This window comes from Streptomyces sp. NPDC059649, from assembly GCF_042734445.1.
In the GTDB taxonomy this organism is placed as follows: domain Bacteria; phylum Actinomycetota; class Actinomycetes; order Streptomycetales; family Streptomycetaceae; genus Streptomyces.
This window is the reverse complement of record NZ_JBHWDV010000017.1, coordinates 1-14,370: the sequence shown is the minus strand read 5'-3', so window position 1 is coordinate 14,370 and position 14,370 is coordinate 1. Positions and strand designations below refer to the sequence as shown.

Annotated in this window: 15 protein-coding genes and 5 pseudogenes; 13 read left to right on the top strand and 7 right to left on the bottom strand. The window is 67.2% G+C overall.

What is annotated here, in order from left to right:
- Positions 1–868: 868 nt before the first annotated feature.
- Positions 869–1,765 carry a polymorphic toxin-type HINT domain-containing protein gene (locus ACFV1J_RS19690; protein ID WP_385859801.1) on the top strand — a complete coding sequence of 299 codons (897 nt, stop codon included), beginning with the start codon at positions 869–871 and terminating at the stop codon, positions 1,763–1,765.
- A gap of 167 nt (positions 1,766–1,932) precedes the next feature.
- The gene (locus ACFV1J_RS19685; protein WP_385859799.1) at positions 1,933–2,196 is read left to right on the top strand and encodes a hypothetical protein; all 264 of its coding nucleotides are present in this window, start codon (positions 1,933–1,935) and stop codon (positions 2,194–2,196) included.
- A 147-nt stretch (positions 2,197–2,343) separates the two neighbouring features.
- Here the strand turns inward: ACFV1J_RS19685 and ACFV1J_RS19680 are convergent.
- The 5 genes and pseudogenes from ACFV1J_RS19680 to ACFV1J_RS19660 form a co-directional block, all read right to left on the bottom strand.
- A pseudogene (locus tag ACFV1J_RS19680) lies at positions 2,344–2,904 on the bottom strand (GNAT family N-acetyltransferase); the annotation flags it as partial.
- Positions 2,905–2,945: 41 nt separating this feature from the next.
- Complete coding sequence (locus ACFV1J_RS19675) at positions 2,946–3,083, bottom strand: hypothetical protein (protein WP_385859797.1); 138 nt, start codon at positions 3,081–3,083, stop codon at positions 2,946–2,948.
- 348 nt (positions 3,084–3,431) lie between these two features.
- Complete coding sequence (locus ACFV1J_RS19670; protein ID WP_385859795.1) at positions 3,432–3,908, bottom strand: DUF2269 family protein; 477 nt, start codon at positions 3,906–3,908, stop codon at positions 3,432–3,434.
- The gene (locus ACFV1J_RS19665) at positions 3,905–4,222 is read right to left on the bottom strand and encodes a hypothetical protein (RefSeq protein ID WP_385859794.1); all 318 of its coding nucleotides are present in this window, start codon (positions 4,220–4,222) and stop codon (positions 3,905–3,907) included. The genes ACFV1J_RS19670 and ACFV1J_RS19665 overlap by 4 nt, the downstream gene beginning before the upstream one ends.
- A gap of 71 nt (positions 4,223–4,293) precedes the next feature.
- Positions 4,294–4,983: a DJ-1/PfpI family protein gene (locus ACFV1J_RS19660; protein ID WP_385859792.1), complete on the bottom strand. Its 690-nt coding sequence runs from the start codon at positions 4,981–4,983 to the stop codon at positions 4,294–4,296.
- Between the two features lie 196 nt (positions 4,984–5,179).
- Here ACFV1J_RS19660 and ACFV1J_RS19655 point away from each other — a divergent pair, with 196 nt between their 5' ends.
- The 9 genes and pseudogenes from ACFV1J_RS19655 to ACFV1J_RS19615 form a co-directional block, all read left to right on the top strand.
- Positions 5,180–6,118, top strand: a complete 939-nt coding sequence (locus tag ACFV1J_RS19655; protein WP_385859790.1) for a GlxA family transcriptional regulator — start codon at positions 5,180–5,182, stop codon at positions 6,116–6,118.
- A 35-nt stretch (positions 6,119–6,153) separates the two neighbouring features.
- Positions 6,154–6,398, top strand: a pseudogene (locus ACFV1J_RS19650) (IS701 family transposase); the annotation flags it as partial.
- 320 nt (positions 6,399–6,718) lie between these two features.
- A pseudogene (locus ACFV1J_RS19645) lies at positions 6,719–7,069 on the top strand (Tn3 family transposase); the annotation flags it as partial.
- A gap of 43 nt (positions 7,070–7,112) precedes the next feature.
- The gene (locus tag ACFV1J_RS19640) at positions 7,113–7,382 is read left to right on the top strand and encodes a Tn3 family transposase (protein ID WP_385859788.1); all 270 of its coding nucleotides are present in this window, start codon (positions 7,113–7,115) and stop codon (positions 7,380–7,382) included.
- 130 nt (positions 7,383–7,512) lie between these two features.
- Positions 7,513–8,247 carry a hypothetical protein gene (locus ACFV1J_RS19635; RefSeq protein ID WP_385859786.1) on the top strand — a complete coding sequence of 245 codons (735 nt, stop codon included), beginning with the start codon at positions 7,513–7,515 and terminating at the stop codon, positions 8,245–8,247.
- 23 nt (positions 8,248–8,270) lie between these two features.
- Positions 8,271–9,509 carry a sensor histidine kinase gene (locus tag ACFV1J_RS19630; RefSeq protein ID WP_385859783.1) on the top strand — a complete coding sequence of 413 codons (1,239 nt, stop codon included), beginning with the start codon at positions 8,271–8,273 and terminating at the stop codon, positions 9,507–9,509.
- Positions 9,506–10,189 carry a response regulator gene (locus ACFV1J_RS19625; protein ID WP_385859781.1) on the top strand — a complete coding sequence of 228 codons (684 nt, stop codon included), beginning with the start codon at positions 9,506–9,508 and terminating at the stop codon, positions 10,187–10,189. Before ACFV1J_RS19630 ends, ACFV1J_RS19625 begins: the two co-directional genes overlap by 4 nt.
- A gap of 154 nt (positions 10,190–10,343) precedes the next feature.
- A pseudogene (locus tag ACFV1J_RS19620) lies at positions 10,344–10,804 on the top strand (recombinase family protein).
- 112 nt (positions 10,805–10,916) lie between these two features.
- A pseudogene (locus ACFV1J_RS19615) lies at positions 10,917–11,087 on the top strand (IS5/IS1182 family transposase); the annotation flags it as partial.
- 9 nt (positions 11,088–11,096) lie between these two features.
- Here ACFV1J_RS19615 and ACFV1J_RS19610 read toward each other — a convergent pair.
- The gene (locus ACFV1J_RS19610) at positions 11,097–11,504 is read right to left on the bottom strand and encodes a DUF3224 domain-containing protein (protein WP_385859779.1); all 408 of its coding nucleotides are present in this window, start codon (positions 11,502–11,504) and stop codon (positions 11,097–11,099) included.
- 760 nt (positions 11,505–12,264) lie between these two features.
- On the opposite strand from ACFV1J_RS19610, the gene ACFV1J_RS19605 reads away from it, so the two are divergent.
- Together ACFV1J_RS19605 and ACFV1J_RS19600 are read left to right on the top strand one after the other, a co-directional pair.
- Complete coding sequence (locus ACFV1J_RS19605) at positions 12,265–13,044, top strand: alpha/beta hydrolase (RefSeq protein WP_385859777.1); 780 nt, start codon at positions 12,265–12,267, stop codon at positions 13,042–13,044.
- Entirely contained in the window at positions 13,034–13,495 is a 462-nt protein-coding gene (locus ACFV1J_RS19600; protein WP_385859775.1) for a hemerythrin domain-containing protein, read from the top strand. Before ACFV1J_RS19605 ends, ACFV1J_RS19600 begins: the two co-directional genes overlap by 11 nt.
- Positions 13,496–13,785: 290 nt before the next feature.
- Here ACFV1J_RS19600 and ACFV1J_RS19595 read toward each other — a convergent pair.
- Positions 13,786–14,370 (bottom strand): IS630 family transposase (locus tag ACFV1J_RS19595; protein ID WP_385859773.1); only part of this gene is annotated, 585 nt, incomplete at its 5' end.

The following is a 14,370-nucleotide window of genomic DNA, read 5'->3' as shown; positions in this document are numbered from 1 at the left end:
CGTGATGCTCATTTGACGCTCCACGGCCCCGGCAGATCCCTTCCGGAGCCGAAACGCCGCCCCTGACCTGTATGTTTCCTCATGCTGGCCTGCGGCGACGTGTTTTCTGTGACGTCGCACGTGGAGTGCGTGGCGATTCTTGAGCCCGCTGCAAAGGGCGTCTGACCTGCGGTTTTCTCGGGTTTCTCAGGCGTGGCCGGATGTGCTCGACCTGTTTCCCGAAGTTCACCGCGTGGAGCATGTTGCAGGTCCCGCCACGTGTCTCACCTGCGGTTTCGCAGCGTGGGCGTAGTTCCGGAACGCTCTGCCTCAACTCCGTAAGAGACGGGTTCGAGAAATGTCTTGACGCTCGGTCGACGCTGATTCTGACGGAGCGTGAGGTGGTCGTCCTGGATCAGGTAGCGCGGGTCAATCGACTTTCGGGCTTGACCTGTCGAGTAGCGCGTTAGGGCTGTTTTTTGGGCGTCGAGCTCAAGGCAGCGATCCTTCCCGGCGGGGATCGACGCCCGTCGTCTGCCGCCCGGCCAACCGGCCGGGCGGCTCGACCGGTCGGTCGAAGGCGCCGAGCCCATTTCGGGGCGTGCACGCGAATCTTGGCCGAGACACTTGCCCCAAGAAAATCGGGGTGAGGGCCCGGTGGTGATGTTCCGGTCGAGGTGATCGCTGCACGAGTCGCATGCCCCTGGTCGATGATCAACGGCACGTCATCTCGCGGCCTGCTGTGCACGAACGCGTGGGTGAGTCCGCGCGGGGCCTCTCCGAAAGCGCAGCCCCGCGCTCAGCACACACTGAAGGTGGCGGTGCTGTAGAAAAGCCCCTTCTTGTCGCTGCCGATGTACATGTACCAGGCACCGCTGTAGTCGTCTCGGTGCGCGAGAGCGAGGTGGCCGAAGCACGCCGCAAGGCCGAAGAAGCCCGCAGACAACAGGAGGAGCAGAAGGCCAAGAAGCCGCACTGCGTCTCGCACACCGGAAACGAAATAGCCGGCCTCCTGCCCTGTGTCATGTCCGGCGGCGACGTGACTCCCGTCATCGACCCCACCCTCTCCGCCGCGGTATGGGAAGTTACCGGTCTCAACGACCTCAAGGAGTGCATCAAAAATCCCAACTTCGGAGCATGCACCGCCTTCGCCATCTCCGTCCTCCCCGTCGACAAGGTAAAGCTCCTCAAGAAGCTCGGCGAAGGTGTCGAAGACATCGCTGAAGGCTCACGTGTCGCCAAAAAGGTGAAGTGCTTCAAGTGCTTCCTCGCCGGCACCAAAGTACTCATGGCTGATCACTCGACGAAGAACATCGAGTCGATGAAGACCGGTGACGAGGTGATCGCCACCGACCCGATCAGCGGCCGCACAGGGAAGCAGACTGTCACCCGGCTCCTCGTCACGGAACACGACAAAAACTTCAACGAGCTCACCATCGCCACCCCTCAGGGCCTGCACCGCCTCGCCGTCACCAATGAGCACCCCTTCTGGTCACCCTCACAGAAGGCCTGGACCGAGGCCGCACACCTGCGTCCTGGCATGACACTCAGAACCGTCGAGGGCAGCGCGGTCACGATCAAGGGCAATCGTCCCTTCAGTGGAAACGCCAGGACGTACAACCTGACGGTCAACAACCTGCACACGTACTATGTACTCGCTGGTGAGACGCCGGTCCTCGTGCACAACAGCAACTGCCCTTGGACTTCTTACCGGAAATTCGATGCAGACGGCCATCCGGTGGATGGAACTCAGATTCCCACAAGCGAAGCTCTCGAGGCGGCGTAGAAGTGGATCGGCCCCGGCTATTCGGAAGCCCCGAACCCCAAGAAGCCGGGCAAGTTCATGATTGTCGAGAATCGGCACATCTACCTCGAATAGACCCTGAAAGTGGGGAGCCGTTGGTGGCACATCAACGGCTCCCCACTGCGCCACCAAAGGAAGTGACAGCTGCAATGGATCTTGTAATGAGCGTGCCAGAATTTCGCGTCGGCGAAGGACTGCGATTCGCCTGGGACGAAGATTTTGAGATTGAGTTGGAGGTCGGGTCGACAGAGGTGGTCATCAAGGCGAATCGCGCCGGATTGACTTCACTTGCCCGTCACCTGTTGACCCTTGCCCAGCAAGGCGTTCATGAAGGTGCGCATCTTCATCTCACGGCAGATCAAGAGATCGACTCTCCAATCGATCTCGTTCTTGAGCGCGTAGAGAAAGATTGATCTTCATGTGCCTGGCAGGCGGTGACGGCAGCGGGTGAGCTGTTCAGAGTTTCTCAACCGGTTCAAGGGCGGCCCGCTTTGTGCGGGCCGCCGCCCGCTCCTGGCTGCACCCTCGCTGCCGACGGCCCCGTACGACGCCGACCGCGCCTACCGGGGCGGACGGAAGCACCGTGGGCCGGGGCGGCATCGGCCAGGCCCACGGCGACGGCGAGGCGTTGAGTACCGGGCTGGCGGGGCGGTGGCCGCGGCCTTACCGCAGCCGGTCCCCGGCAAGATCGCGTGCACCAGGTCGCGCTGATACCAGGTGCCTGGCTTACCGCCGAGATGGGCCGGGTCGGCTGGGCCGACGGGGACGAACCCGGCTTTGATCAGCACCTCTTGGGGCGCGGCATTCTGGCGGACGGTGGCCGCTCGCAGTGTGCGTAACCGGCTCTGGATCACCGCCAGTTGGCACATCTCGCGGACGATTGTGGTCGCCACGCCTCGGCCGGCGACGTGCTGCGCGAACCGGTAGCCGAGTTCCGCAGTGTGGTCTTCGATGTCGACCAGGTTGAACCTGCCGAGTACCGAGCCGTCCTCGGTGACGAGCACGTGGAAGGCGCAGATGCCAGCCTCCTGCTCAGCCAACAAAGCGTTGTATCGGTCGGCGAACTGGTCGAAGAAGTCGTCGCCGCGGTCGGGGACCGAGACAGCGAAGTAGGCCCTGTTCTCGTATAGCTAGGGCGAGAGACATGTAGCTCAGCGTGATTTCATGGCCTCTGCTGGAGTACGGGCTCGGGGACAGCTGCGTTGCTCATGGAGGCGAAGTCGGTGTGGGCCTGTTCGACGGCTTCCGGGTACGCCTCCCGCTTGACGTGCTCGGCGAGCGCCCGGTAGATGCTGGCCACGGAGGGGCTCTGTCCCTTGCGCTTGCCGGTGGGGATGATCAGGTCGGGCTGGATCTGCTCGACGGGCTCGCCACGGGGCGCGGGCCGTATCGACGCGGTCGAGCTGTCGCAGCGCGAGCAGCCCGCCGATGCCTGGAACGACGGCCAGGACCTTGGCGGTGGCCGGGACGTGTTGGAGGCGCCAGGTCGCGATCACGACGAACAGGTAGGCGCAGCCGTGGGTGGGGCCCATCAAGGACGAGATGGGCTTGAGGTGGACGGTGAGGACGTTGGCCAGCATCATGATCAGCGAGGCCAGCTCGGCGTGAGCTGCGATGCGCAGATGGCGCGGAGACCGCAGGTGCACGGTCACACTCCTGTGGTGGAGCCGGGGCGGATGATCATCAGCACGGTGACTGTGGCCCAGAGCAGGTTGAAGATGCCGGTGAGCATGGCGATATGACCCGGTGTCGACGGGGTTGGCGCTGGCGAAGGCGAGGCGGAACTCGTCGTCTCGGCCAGAGCACGGTCCTGTGCCGGCAGGATCAGCAGGGCCAGTACGCCGGCGGCCGCCGCGGTCAGCAGGATCGAGATGATGAGCCAGGCGTCGCCGAGGACACCGAGACTGCTGGCCGTGGCGAAGCCGAAGAGGGGAACCGTGATGCCAAGGCCCGCGTAGACCCGGCAGATGCGGTGCAGCGTCCGAAGGGTCGTCTGGGCGTCGCCGTCGCCGCAGTCGCCGAGGGCACGGCGCAGCGTCGCGGGGAACATGCTCGCGGCGACGGTGACCGGGCCGACGGCGACGATGGCGGCCAGGACGTGCAGCGACAGGAGGAGCTTGGTCACGCCTGGTGCTCCGGGGCGGTCCGGCGCTCGCCGGTAACCGTCGAGGACGGAAGGCGGCCGGCTTTGGAGGTGCCCTGGAGCGTGTCGCCGTCGACCGTCACGTCGAACGCCAGGTTCAGCCGCATGGGCTTGGTGACGGCCTGCTTCCAGGTGAGCCGGTCGCCGTCGAGGGCGACGTCGTTCAGCGGTACTTCCTCGCCGGTTCCGTGGGCGACGCCGGTCAGGACGCCGTCCTGCTCACGGAGCTCGACCACGGCCTTCATCTTGCCGATGGGGGTGGAGATGGACAGGTTCCAGGTGCCTTCGAGGGACATGCTGACTGTTCTTCCTGACTGTGAAAGGGGGAGGGTGAGCGACTGGCCCGCGAAGGGCGCGGACCGAGTGTTCAGAGGGTGGCGGGCGTCGGCCCCTGGGCGCGCCAGACGGTGCCGCGCCGCTCGTGGGAGAAGAGCTCTTCGACGGCGTGCGCGACGCGTGGGCCCACCTCGCGCTCCAGCAGGTACAGGCCCAGATCGAGCCCGGAGGTGACACCGGCGCAGGTGATCAGGTCGCCGTCGTCCACGACGCGGGCGCGGACCGGGTGGGCGCCGGTGGCGTCCAGCATGTCGAGCCCCATGTGGTGGGTGGTGGCGTGGCGTCCCTCCAGCAGACCGGCCATGGCCAGGACGAGCGAGCCGCCGCAGACGGTGGCGACCGTGATGTCCGGGTCGTCCATTGCCTGCTTGAGGAGTGCGGGCAGCTCGGTGGTCAGCGTGCGGCCCAGCAGCACCGGTATGAACTCCTGCTGCTTCCACTCGCCGGCGCCCACCTCTTCTTCCGGAACCTCGCCGGGTTCGCCGACCCGGCCGGCGGCGCCCGGCACCAGGAGCAAGTCCGCACGCTTCAGGTCGAGGGCACTGGTGGCGCGCAGTGTCAGCCCTCCGGCGCCGCTGATCACCTCGCGCGGGCCTTCCGCGGAGACCATCTCGACGGTCACCGCTCCGTCCGACGCCGAGCCACCGGCGTGCAGGACCTCAAAGGGGGCGATGGCATCGAGCGGGTCGAAACCGTCGAACAGGACGACCTGGATGTGCATGGGTGTTCCTTCGGGTGTCGATTTCTCTCGGACGTTCTGAGTCAATCGGCTGCCGCCGTGATCGCCCAGTGGCACGAGTGACAGGTTTCAACGGGATAGCGCCAAGGGCTTCCGGAGTACTCAGAGCTGCGGTGACATGGAGCTGCCCGGATATCGGTCCGGAACCGTCAAGCCGATGAGGAGGTAGGTTCCGGCCATGCACACCGTTGCCGTTCTCGCGCTGGACCAGGTGATCCCGTTCGATCTGTCCGCCCCGATCGAGGTCTTCTCCCGCACCCGTCTTCCTGACGGGCGGCCCGGCTACCAGGTCCGGGTGTGCGCCGAGCGCGACGAGATCGACGCCGGAGCCTTCACCCTGCGCGCCCCCTGGGGTCTGGAGGGCCTGCAGGACGCGGACACGATCATCGTGCCGGGCGTCAACGACCCCACCGCCCCACTTTCCTCCCCCGTGCGCGACGCGTTGCGGTCGGCCGCTGCCGACGGCACGCGGATCGCCTCCATCTGCGTAGGCACTTTCCCGCTGGCCGCCACCGGGCTTCTTGACGGGCTGCGTGTCACGACCCACTGGCAAGCGGCCGGGCTTCTGGCCGACACCCACCCGGACCTCGACGTCGACCCGAACGTCCTCTACGTCGACAACGGCCAGTTCCTCACGTCGGCCGGCGCGGCCGCGGGAATGGACCTGTGCCTGCACATGATCCGCCGTGACTACGGCTCGGCTGTCGCCGCCGACGCCGCCCGGCTGTCGGTGATGCCTCTTGAACGGGAGGGCGGGCAGGCGCAGTTCATCGTCTGCGACCACGCGCCCACACCGCAGGGCTCCGAGCTGGAGGCGTTGCTCACGTGGCTGCGGGAAAATCTGGCCCGCGACCTCATCCTCGCCGACATCGCTGAGCAGGCCGGGACGAGCACCCGGACCCTGATCCGGCGGTTCCGCGAACAGACCGGCACAACCCCGCTCCAGTGGCTCCACCGAGCCCGTATCCGCCAGGCACAGCACCTGCTCGAAACCACGGAGCACTCCGTGGAACGCATCGGCAGCCAGGTGGGCTTCGGTTCCCCCACCACCTTCCGCGACCGCTTCAAACGCACGACTGGCGTCAGCCCGCAGACGTACCGACGTACGTTCAACTGAGCTCGCCGCCACCCTTCCCGGACGCCTGCCCGGCCGCCAAGAACGAATGTGGCCTCGACCAGTAGAAGTCCGCCGCTATCCCGGCTGGTACCGACACATCACCCTGGCCATGCTCGCCCACGCCTTCCTGGCCGCCGTCGCAGCCCGGACAACCGAAAGGGGGGCCGGAGAAACGACACCACCAGCACCATCCGCTTCACCGTGGCAGAAATCCGCAGACTCTTGGATACTCTGCTGCCCCGCCCCACTCCCCGCCTCGGATCGGTCACCCAGGCACTGAACTGGTCCCGCTGGCGCAGACAGCACCAGGCCATCGCCCGCCGCTGCCACTACCGAAGAAGAACCAGCTCAGGCAACGATTTCTGACTGGAGTACAGGGGGAGATTCGAGGTCCGGATCACGAACGGTTCACCTCCGCTCGAGCGGAGGTGAACCCGGAGGGCCATACGGTGGATGCCAGCCTCGACGGCGAGAGCGACGACATTGAGAATGCCGTTCGAGGTCGTGGCCTGTCCGGCCAGGAGCCGGTGCCCCTGACCCACCCCTCGGAGCGGCCCCCTATTCCCGAGACATTGGCCCTGAGCAAGGGCTCGCGCTCACGTGCTGCTCGACGGCGGCATCGCCATCCAGATCGCCAACGCGCCCTTCGCTGCCCGCAACACCGAGTTGTGGGGCCAGGGCTCGACCGCGGTCGCCTCCGATTCCACGCACGTGCGCGCGTACGACCAGAACCTGTCGGCCGGTGGCCGGCGAGGCGGTCGCCTACCCACGGCTCGCCCCGGCGCTGAGCCGTCCGATCCGCCGGGAACTCATCGCCCAGAGGTCGGCCGCGCGCAGAAGACCATCTTTGTGGCCCGTTACCTGCGGCTGCGTGACCTTCAGCGGGAGATCGAGGAGGGCCTGAACGTGATGGCGTCCTCCAACGGCGCCAACTCCCTGATCGCGTACGGCAAGGGGGGGAGAGATCGCCTCGAACCGGCGCGACGAGCAGGAGATGTTTGTCCTGTGCCTGCGCATTCTGCAGTCCGCCCTGGTCTACGTGAACACCCGGATGCTTCCGGACATTCTCGGCGAACCGGAGTGGGCCGACCTCCTCACCCCGGCCGACCGGCGCGGCCTGACACCGCTGTTCTGGTCGCATGTGCCTCCGTACGGGGAGGTGAACCTCGATATGGGCGCCCGCCTGGACCTTGCCGTGGTTACCGTGCCAGGCCCTCGGGCACCGGCGAACGTCAACGAGCACCGGTCGGCCGAGCGCACGTGAGCAGCATGGTGGCTGGTTCGAGGGTCGGACCGGAAGCGAACACGAGGCAGGCGGTACGACCACGGTCCGATCCGAAAGTGTGGTCCATGCTCCGACGACACGGTACGTGCGGCGGCAGCATCGTTGCCCCATGACCGTCACGACTTCGCCAATCACCGTTCCCCACCCTGTCTTTCCGGGACGCTGGGTGGGCGGCGCCTCCCTCGTCCTCAGCCCCCTGCTGCTGCTCACCGGCGTACTGCTGCGCTTGCGCTTCGACTTCTTCTTCCCGGCGCAACTGAGCGCGTACGGGCACCATCCGGACCTCATGACGGCCTCATACAGCTTTGTGTCCGCCGGGTGGGTGCTGCTCTGGCCGGGAGTCGTACTTCTCGCCGCCAGGATCGGTGAGAGGTTCCGGGAACTCGCTCTGTGGGGCGGCGCACTCACGGTCCTCGGCCTTTTCGCCCGCGCGTTTCACGCCGGTGTGGACCACCTGGCCTTCCAACTGGTGGCCGTCCAGGGGGCGGCAGCGACGACCCGAACGGTGAGCGAGACCTACGGCGCGTTCCACATCTTCAGCACACTGAACGCCGCCATCATGGGCGGCTGGCTTCTGCTGGCCATCGGCGCCTACCGCTCCCGAGTGTTCGGCCCGCTGCGTGCGGCGGCCCTGGCATTGGCATCGGCGATGCCGTTGGGGGTGCTGAAGGGAACGACCCCTCTATCGGTCGCCGCCGCTGCGGGACTGTGCGTCGCGCTCGTGCCCATGGGTATGGCCGCGTTGCGCAGCGGGCAGACCCCGCGAGCGGCCACGGTCGCGCGAAGGCTTCTCGTGTTGGTCGCCGTGGGTACCGCGATGTTCCTCTTCGGGCAAGCCGGATGAGCAGCCGTCGGTATCGTCGAGCAATGCACAGAATGGGGCGGCACCTGCGGGCCGGCGCGCATCTGCTGGCGATCGACGCCTGTGTGGCGGCCGTCGTGACAGCCGGGTACGTGGCATTGGCCGACCAGGGTGCCACAGACGGTCTGCCTCGGTTCTCTGGCCCGTGGTGGCTGGGCTGGCTGGTGGCCGTCTGTGTCGGAGTGCCGCTGGCCGTTCGGCGCCTGTGGCCCCTGCCCGCCCTGGCCGTAGTTCTGGGTGCTTCGGCGACGGCGACACTGCTCGAGATAACCCGTGACCCCTACATCTCCGCGGCCCTGGCCCTCTACGCGGTGGCGCTCATCGAGCCGACACGCCGGGCTTCGGCAGCGCTCGGCCTGACCCTGGTTGTCTCGGCAGCCGCGGTCATCACCGGTGAAGCGTGCCTGAGGCCCTCCGGCCCGTGGACGGAAGCAGCCGGAACCGCCGCCCTCGTCTGGCTGGTCACCGGGGCCGCGTGGGCCGCAGGCCGTGTCGTACGTGAACGCAGATCCCGAGCGACCCGAAGGGACCGTCGCCTTGCAGAGGAGGCACTGGCCGAAGAACGCCTGCGCATCGCCAGAGAACTACACGACATCGTCTCGCACAGCCTTAGCGTGATCGTCGTCAAGGCAGCGGTGGCCAACCATGTGGCCGAGGCACGCCCCCAGGAGACGCGCGATGCCATCCAGGCGATCGAGCAGACCGGCCGGGAGGCGCTCACCGAGATGCGCCGTGCCCTGGGAGTGCTGCGCGGCGACACTGCTGGACGGCGCACGCGAGAACCCGGCTCGGCAAAGACGGCTCCCCCTCCCGGGCTGGACGACCTGCCGGCCCTCGTCCAGCGTGCCGAGCGAGCGGGAGTTCGTGCCGAGCTCCGCACTCGGCTGGCCGTCGGCCTCCCCGTGGGGACGGCGCTGGCCGTCTACCGGATCGTGCAGGAGGCCCTGACGAACGTGGTCAAGCACGCCGGCAACAAAACACACTGCCAGGTGACGATCACAGTCGACTCGCAAGGAGAAGTGCGCATCGAGGTGGTGGATGACGGAGCCGGGAACGCGGCCGCGTCCAACCGGGTCGAACTCAGGGGCGGCCACGGGCTCGTGGGGATGCGCGAACGCGTGATGATGTATGGCGGGACATTGGCCGCCGGGCCACGGCCCGGCGGCGGATTCGCTGTGTCGGCTCGTCTCCCGCCCGAACCCGCTCACAGCACGGCCACGAGCCGGAGGGAGAGGACCGCGTGACCGAACCGATCCGGGTACTCGTCGCCGATGACCAGTCCCTGCTCCGAGGCAGCTTCCGGGTGCTCATCGACACCGCACCCGGGCTGACAGCGGTGGGCGAGGCCGGCACCGGGGCCGCAGCTGTCGAGAGCGCACAGCGGCTCTGCCCGGACGTGGTGCTGATGGACATCAGGATGCCCGGCATGGACGGCATCGAGGCGACACGGCGCATAGCCGGATCTCCCGAGACAGCCGGGACACGCGTTCTCATCCTCACCACCTTCGACCTCGACGAGTACGTGTACGGCGCGTTGCGTGCCGGGGCAGCGGGATTCCTCCTCAAGGACACATCTCCCGAGGTGCTCCTGGCAGGCATCCGCACTGTCGCCGCCGGAGAATCCCTTCTCGCCCCTTCGGTGACCCGACGCCTGATCGCCGACTTTGCCCGTCTTCCCCATGCGCACCATGCGCTGGGCTCCTCGTTTGAGGACCTCACGGAGCGCGAGCGCGAGGTCCTTGTGCTTGTGGCGCGTGGCCTCTCCAATGCCGACATCTCCGAGTACCTCCATCTCAGCAACGGCACCGTCAAGACCTACATCGGTCGGCTGCTGAGGAAGCTGCGCGCGCGGGACCGCGCGCAGCTGGTGATCAGCGCCTACGAGTCAGGGCTCGTCAGCGTCGCTCATCAATCGACCGATTGATGAGCAAGATCCGTAAGTGCGGGTCGGCGGTCCGATCGGCGCCGGATCATGTCCGTAAAACGGTGTCAAAAAGTGGACGTGCTCATGAACTTGAGGGCCACACTTTTCTGCACGATCTCGCGGGTGCAGCCACCTTCAGACGACGACACCGCCGATCTCCTCGCCCTGTCCCGCTCAACGGACCGGCGCCCTCGTCGGGTACGCCCGCGTATCGACGAAGGGACAACTGCTCGACCGACAGATCCACGCACTCAACGAAGCGGGCTGCATCCGGATCTTCGCCGACAAGAAGTCCGGCAAGAACGCCGAACGCGAAGAACTCTGGGCGGCGCTCGACTGCCTCCGGCCCGGGGACACCCTCGTCGTCCCGTCGCTCGACCGGCTCGGCCGCTCCATCCAGGACCTCATCGCCATCGTCTCAGGCCTGCGCAAGCGTGGAGTCGGCTTCACCTCGCTGCACGAGGCGCTCGACACCACCACTCCTCCGGACGCCTGGTCTTCCACGTCTTCGCCGCCCTGGCCGAGTTCATCCGCGAACTCATCGTGCAGGGCACCAACGAGGGCCTGGACGCCGCCCGCGCCCGCGGCGCCCGCTCGGACGCCCGCCGGCCATGACCGACGAGCAGATCCGTCAAGCCCGCCTCGGTGACGGCCCCACGCTGAGAGCGATGAACCTCCAGGCGCCGCTCCGCGCCCGGCGCCGGGCGGCCGAGCACCGCGTGCGGCCGGGCGGCCCGTCGGCTTCGACAAGACGATCTGTAAGCGCAGGAACGAAGTTGAGCGGACGATCAACGCCATCAAGAACTTCCGGGCCGCGGCGACGAGGTTCGACAAGCGCGCCTACGTCTTCCACGGCACCGTTACTGTCGTCGCGATCCGGCTTTGGCTCCGTTCTTGACGCGCCGATCTACTGGCCGAGCTCGTAGTCGAACCAGATCCGGTGGGTGCCGTCCGCGTCAACCGCGACTCCGCCGGTCCCAGTGATCCCAGCCAACGCGCCCGTCCCACTGGCCGGCACGATGACGAAGAACTCGCTCTCCCTCCCTTCGCCCAGGGTCGTCGCGGAGTGCGCAAAATTGAAGGCGCCTGCCCGGCCATGGAGCGTCCCTTCGAAGGACTCCATCGCGACGTATGTCCCCGTACCGGTGGGCTGGTCGAACGCGGCGGTGAACAAGGTGACGGAGCGCCCGACGACCTCGCCTTCGTACTGCTTCTCCATCGTGGCCACACCGACGGGCAAGGCCGTCTCGATCGCGGCGCTGGGCACCGGCGCCGGGGTGAAGTCGGCAACTTTGAAAGTTCCTGAAGCTCGCATCCCGGATCGTATGCCGCGCCACTGACATCGCTGCTGAGTAGTTCGACCATGATCCGCCGGACAGACTCCAGGTACGTGGCTTTCTCCCCACATGCCATACATGCCATACATTCCATACGTGCCTGACGACTTGGGGGAGTCTCGGATAACGGGTGACCGGTTCGTCGGCAGGGGAGTTGGCGCGCTCGGGCGGACCGCGCCTTGAGCGTGTCACGGTCCGCCGCGGGCAGCACGACGGTGACGCGGACCGCGGCTGCGGTGGTTGCGGCGCGGACGACGTGCGAGGCGGCGCGGGTCTCGCTGACGTCAGCGGCTGCCGCCAGCAGCGGTGTTGGGGGGTGGGTGCGGTTCCAGCAGTCATGACCCGCGGGCCAAGGCCGTCAAGTACAGCGGAGAGCAAGTAGGGCAGAGCCGCAAGATCTCGCATGAAGCCGAGGCCGTCGAACTGGAACGTCTCGCGGTCCTGGGGCAAATCCCGCAGGCTGAATACAAGGCACGCATGGCTGCCCTCAGCGAGGAAATGGACGCGCCGGGCCGCGGTGCCGAGCTCTCCTGTGCCTCCTCGCCGGCGGCACACCTTGCGCCCAACTCCAGACCGAGGGCGGCGGTACGGCCTGGTGCACCAACCTGTCCGGGCTGTGGATCATGATGGTGGCACAGACCACAGTGGGGGCCCCAGCGATCTTCGCGGTTATACTCCCGGGCAGCGTCGCGTGCCGGTGGCGGATGAGCGTCAGGCATGGAGGCGTCGTATCGAAAGGTGGCTACGGCCATTCCCGCCCCAATTTCACAGAAGATCACGCTTTACCCCGCAGAGGACCGGTTCTTCGGCGTCCGACCCGCCGTCCTCGTCCTGCCCGGCGGCGGCTTCCGGGAACTTCCACCGCACGAAGGCGAAGGCTACGCGCGCTGGCTGTCCGGCCTTGGTATCCACGCCTTCGTCCTGTCCTACCGGCTGCTGCCGGACCGGTTCCCGGCCCCACTCGAAGATGCCCGGGCCGCGTTGGACCACATCCGCAACGGAGACCACGGCCTCGACATCGGTCGGGTCGGCGTCATCGGATCAAGCGCGGGCGGCCAACTCGCCGGCCTGCTCATGACCGGCCAAGTCCTGTCCATCGAGGAGGGCGTCACCGACCCGCCCCGACCGGACTTCGCGATCCTGGCCTACGCGCTGGCCGACCTCGACCTGCTGCCGCCGCCGGTGGTGGAGAACCTGCTCGGCGACCTGCTGCCCATCAAGGACGAGCTGTCCCCGGCCAAGCATGTCGATGCGTCGGTGTGCCCGACCTTCGTCTGGGCCACCGCTCAGGACCCGCCGGGCCTGCCCAACGCCCTGGAGTGGACCCGGGCGTTGGCGGCCGCCGCGGTACCGGTGGAGTTGCACGTCTACCTGGGCGGCAGCCACGGCATCGGCCTGGCCGACGGCGTGGCATACGGCGGCGAGCCGCATAAGTTCATTGCGCGCGAGCCGCACACTGCGTCCTGGACGACCGCATGCGCGGCCTGGCTGCGACGGGAGGGCGTACTTGCCGACTGACCGCGTCACTGCTTGGGGCAGGGAACTGCAGCGGGTGCACGGCAAGCTGCGCAATGCGCTGGCGCTGGCGCGCGCGGGCCTGGACGGCGGCGACCCGGCCGAGGCCGCCACCGACCTGCTGTTGTTCTGCCATGGGTTCTGCGCCGCTCTGTCCGGCCACCACCGTGCCGAGGACGGTTCGCTGTTCCCGGAACTGGTGCGGGCGCGACCCGACCTGGCGCCGGTGGTCGCGAAGCTCACTCAGGACCACAACATGATCGAGCACCTCATCGGTGGATTGCAGAAGGCGGTGGCCGACTCGGCCGACCCGGAGGTGGCACACCGCCACCTGGACGGGATCGAGGCGGTCATGGAGACGCACTTCAAGTACGAGGAGAAGCAACTGGGGGCGGTGTTGGACGGCATGGACGCCGACTTCGACCGCACCGAGATCTTCGGCCCGATCAGCTGAGCCGCGTCCCGGTCGCGCCGCCCGCCGACGGCGCGACCGGCAATCCCACCTGGGGTCGAGCGGCACCGCCACCGCCACCGCCTCGCCCGGGGCCTGAACCGCGATCGCCGATGCACTACTGCGGTGATCGGCCAGCGCGGTGATGAATTCGGTCACGCTGTCCAGCGCGTCCGTGCGGTGCGCTGCCGCCTTGGCTGTGGTGCGCTCGACCCGTTGTCCGCGCTGCTGAAACCAGGCGGTCACTGACGCTCCGGCTCACCACATAGGACACGGTCTTACTGATCTTTTCGTTAGTTCGGTGGGGTTGGTGGGTGGATGGTCAGGCCGGTGTGGGTGAGGAAGGACCAGGGCAGCTGCCGGTTCTGGTTGATGCGGTGGATGCCTTGTTCGGTGGCGTCGGCGACATCGGCAAGGTGCTCGCTGGCGAGGTTGGCGAGTTCACGCTTCTTGAGCGAGGCCCACAGCAGTTCCACCGGGTTGAGCTCGGGCGCGTAGGCGGGTAATCGCTCCAGGGTCAGCCAGTCCTGTTGGGCGACCCAGGCACGCATGGCCCGGCTCCAGTGGGCGGACAGTCCGTCCCATACCACTACCACTCGTTCCCTTCGGTAGAACACCTTGAGCTGTTCCAGGACCTCAATGAGGGCGGTGGTGTCGTAGCTGCCGGGCTTGAGGTGGAAGCAAAGACGAGGTCCGCGGTCGGGCTCGGTGGCGTGGTAGCCGAGAGCCGCGGCCATCGAGGCGCGCTTCCAGTTCAGCCGATGTCGCAGGATCGGGGTGCGTCCGCGGGGTGCGTAGGTGCGGCGGACCTGGGGCAGCAGTGAGACGCCTGACTCGTCGAGGAAGACGATCCAGGCACGTGTGTTCACCGCCCCCTT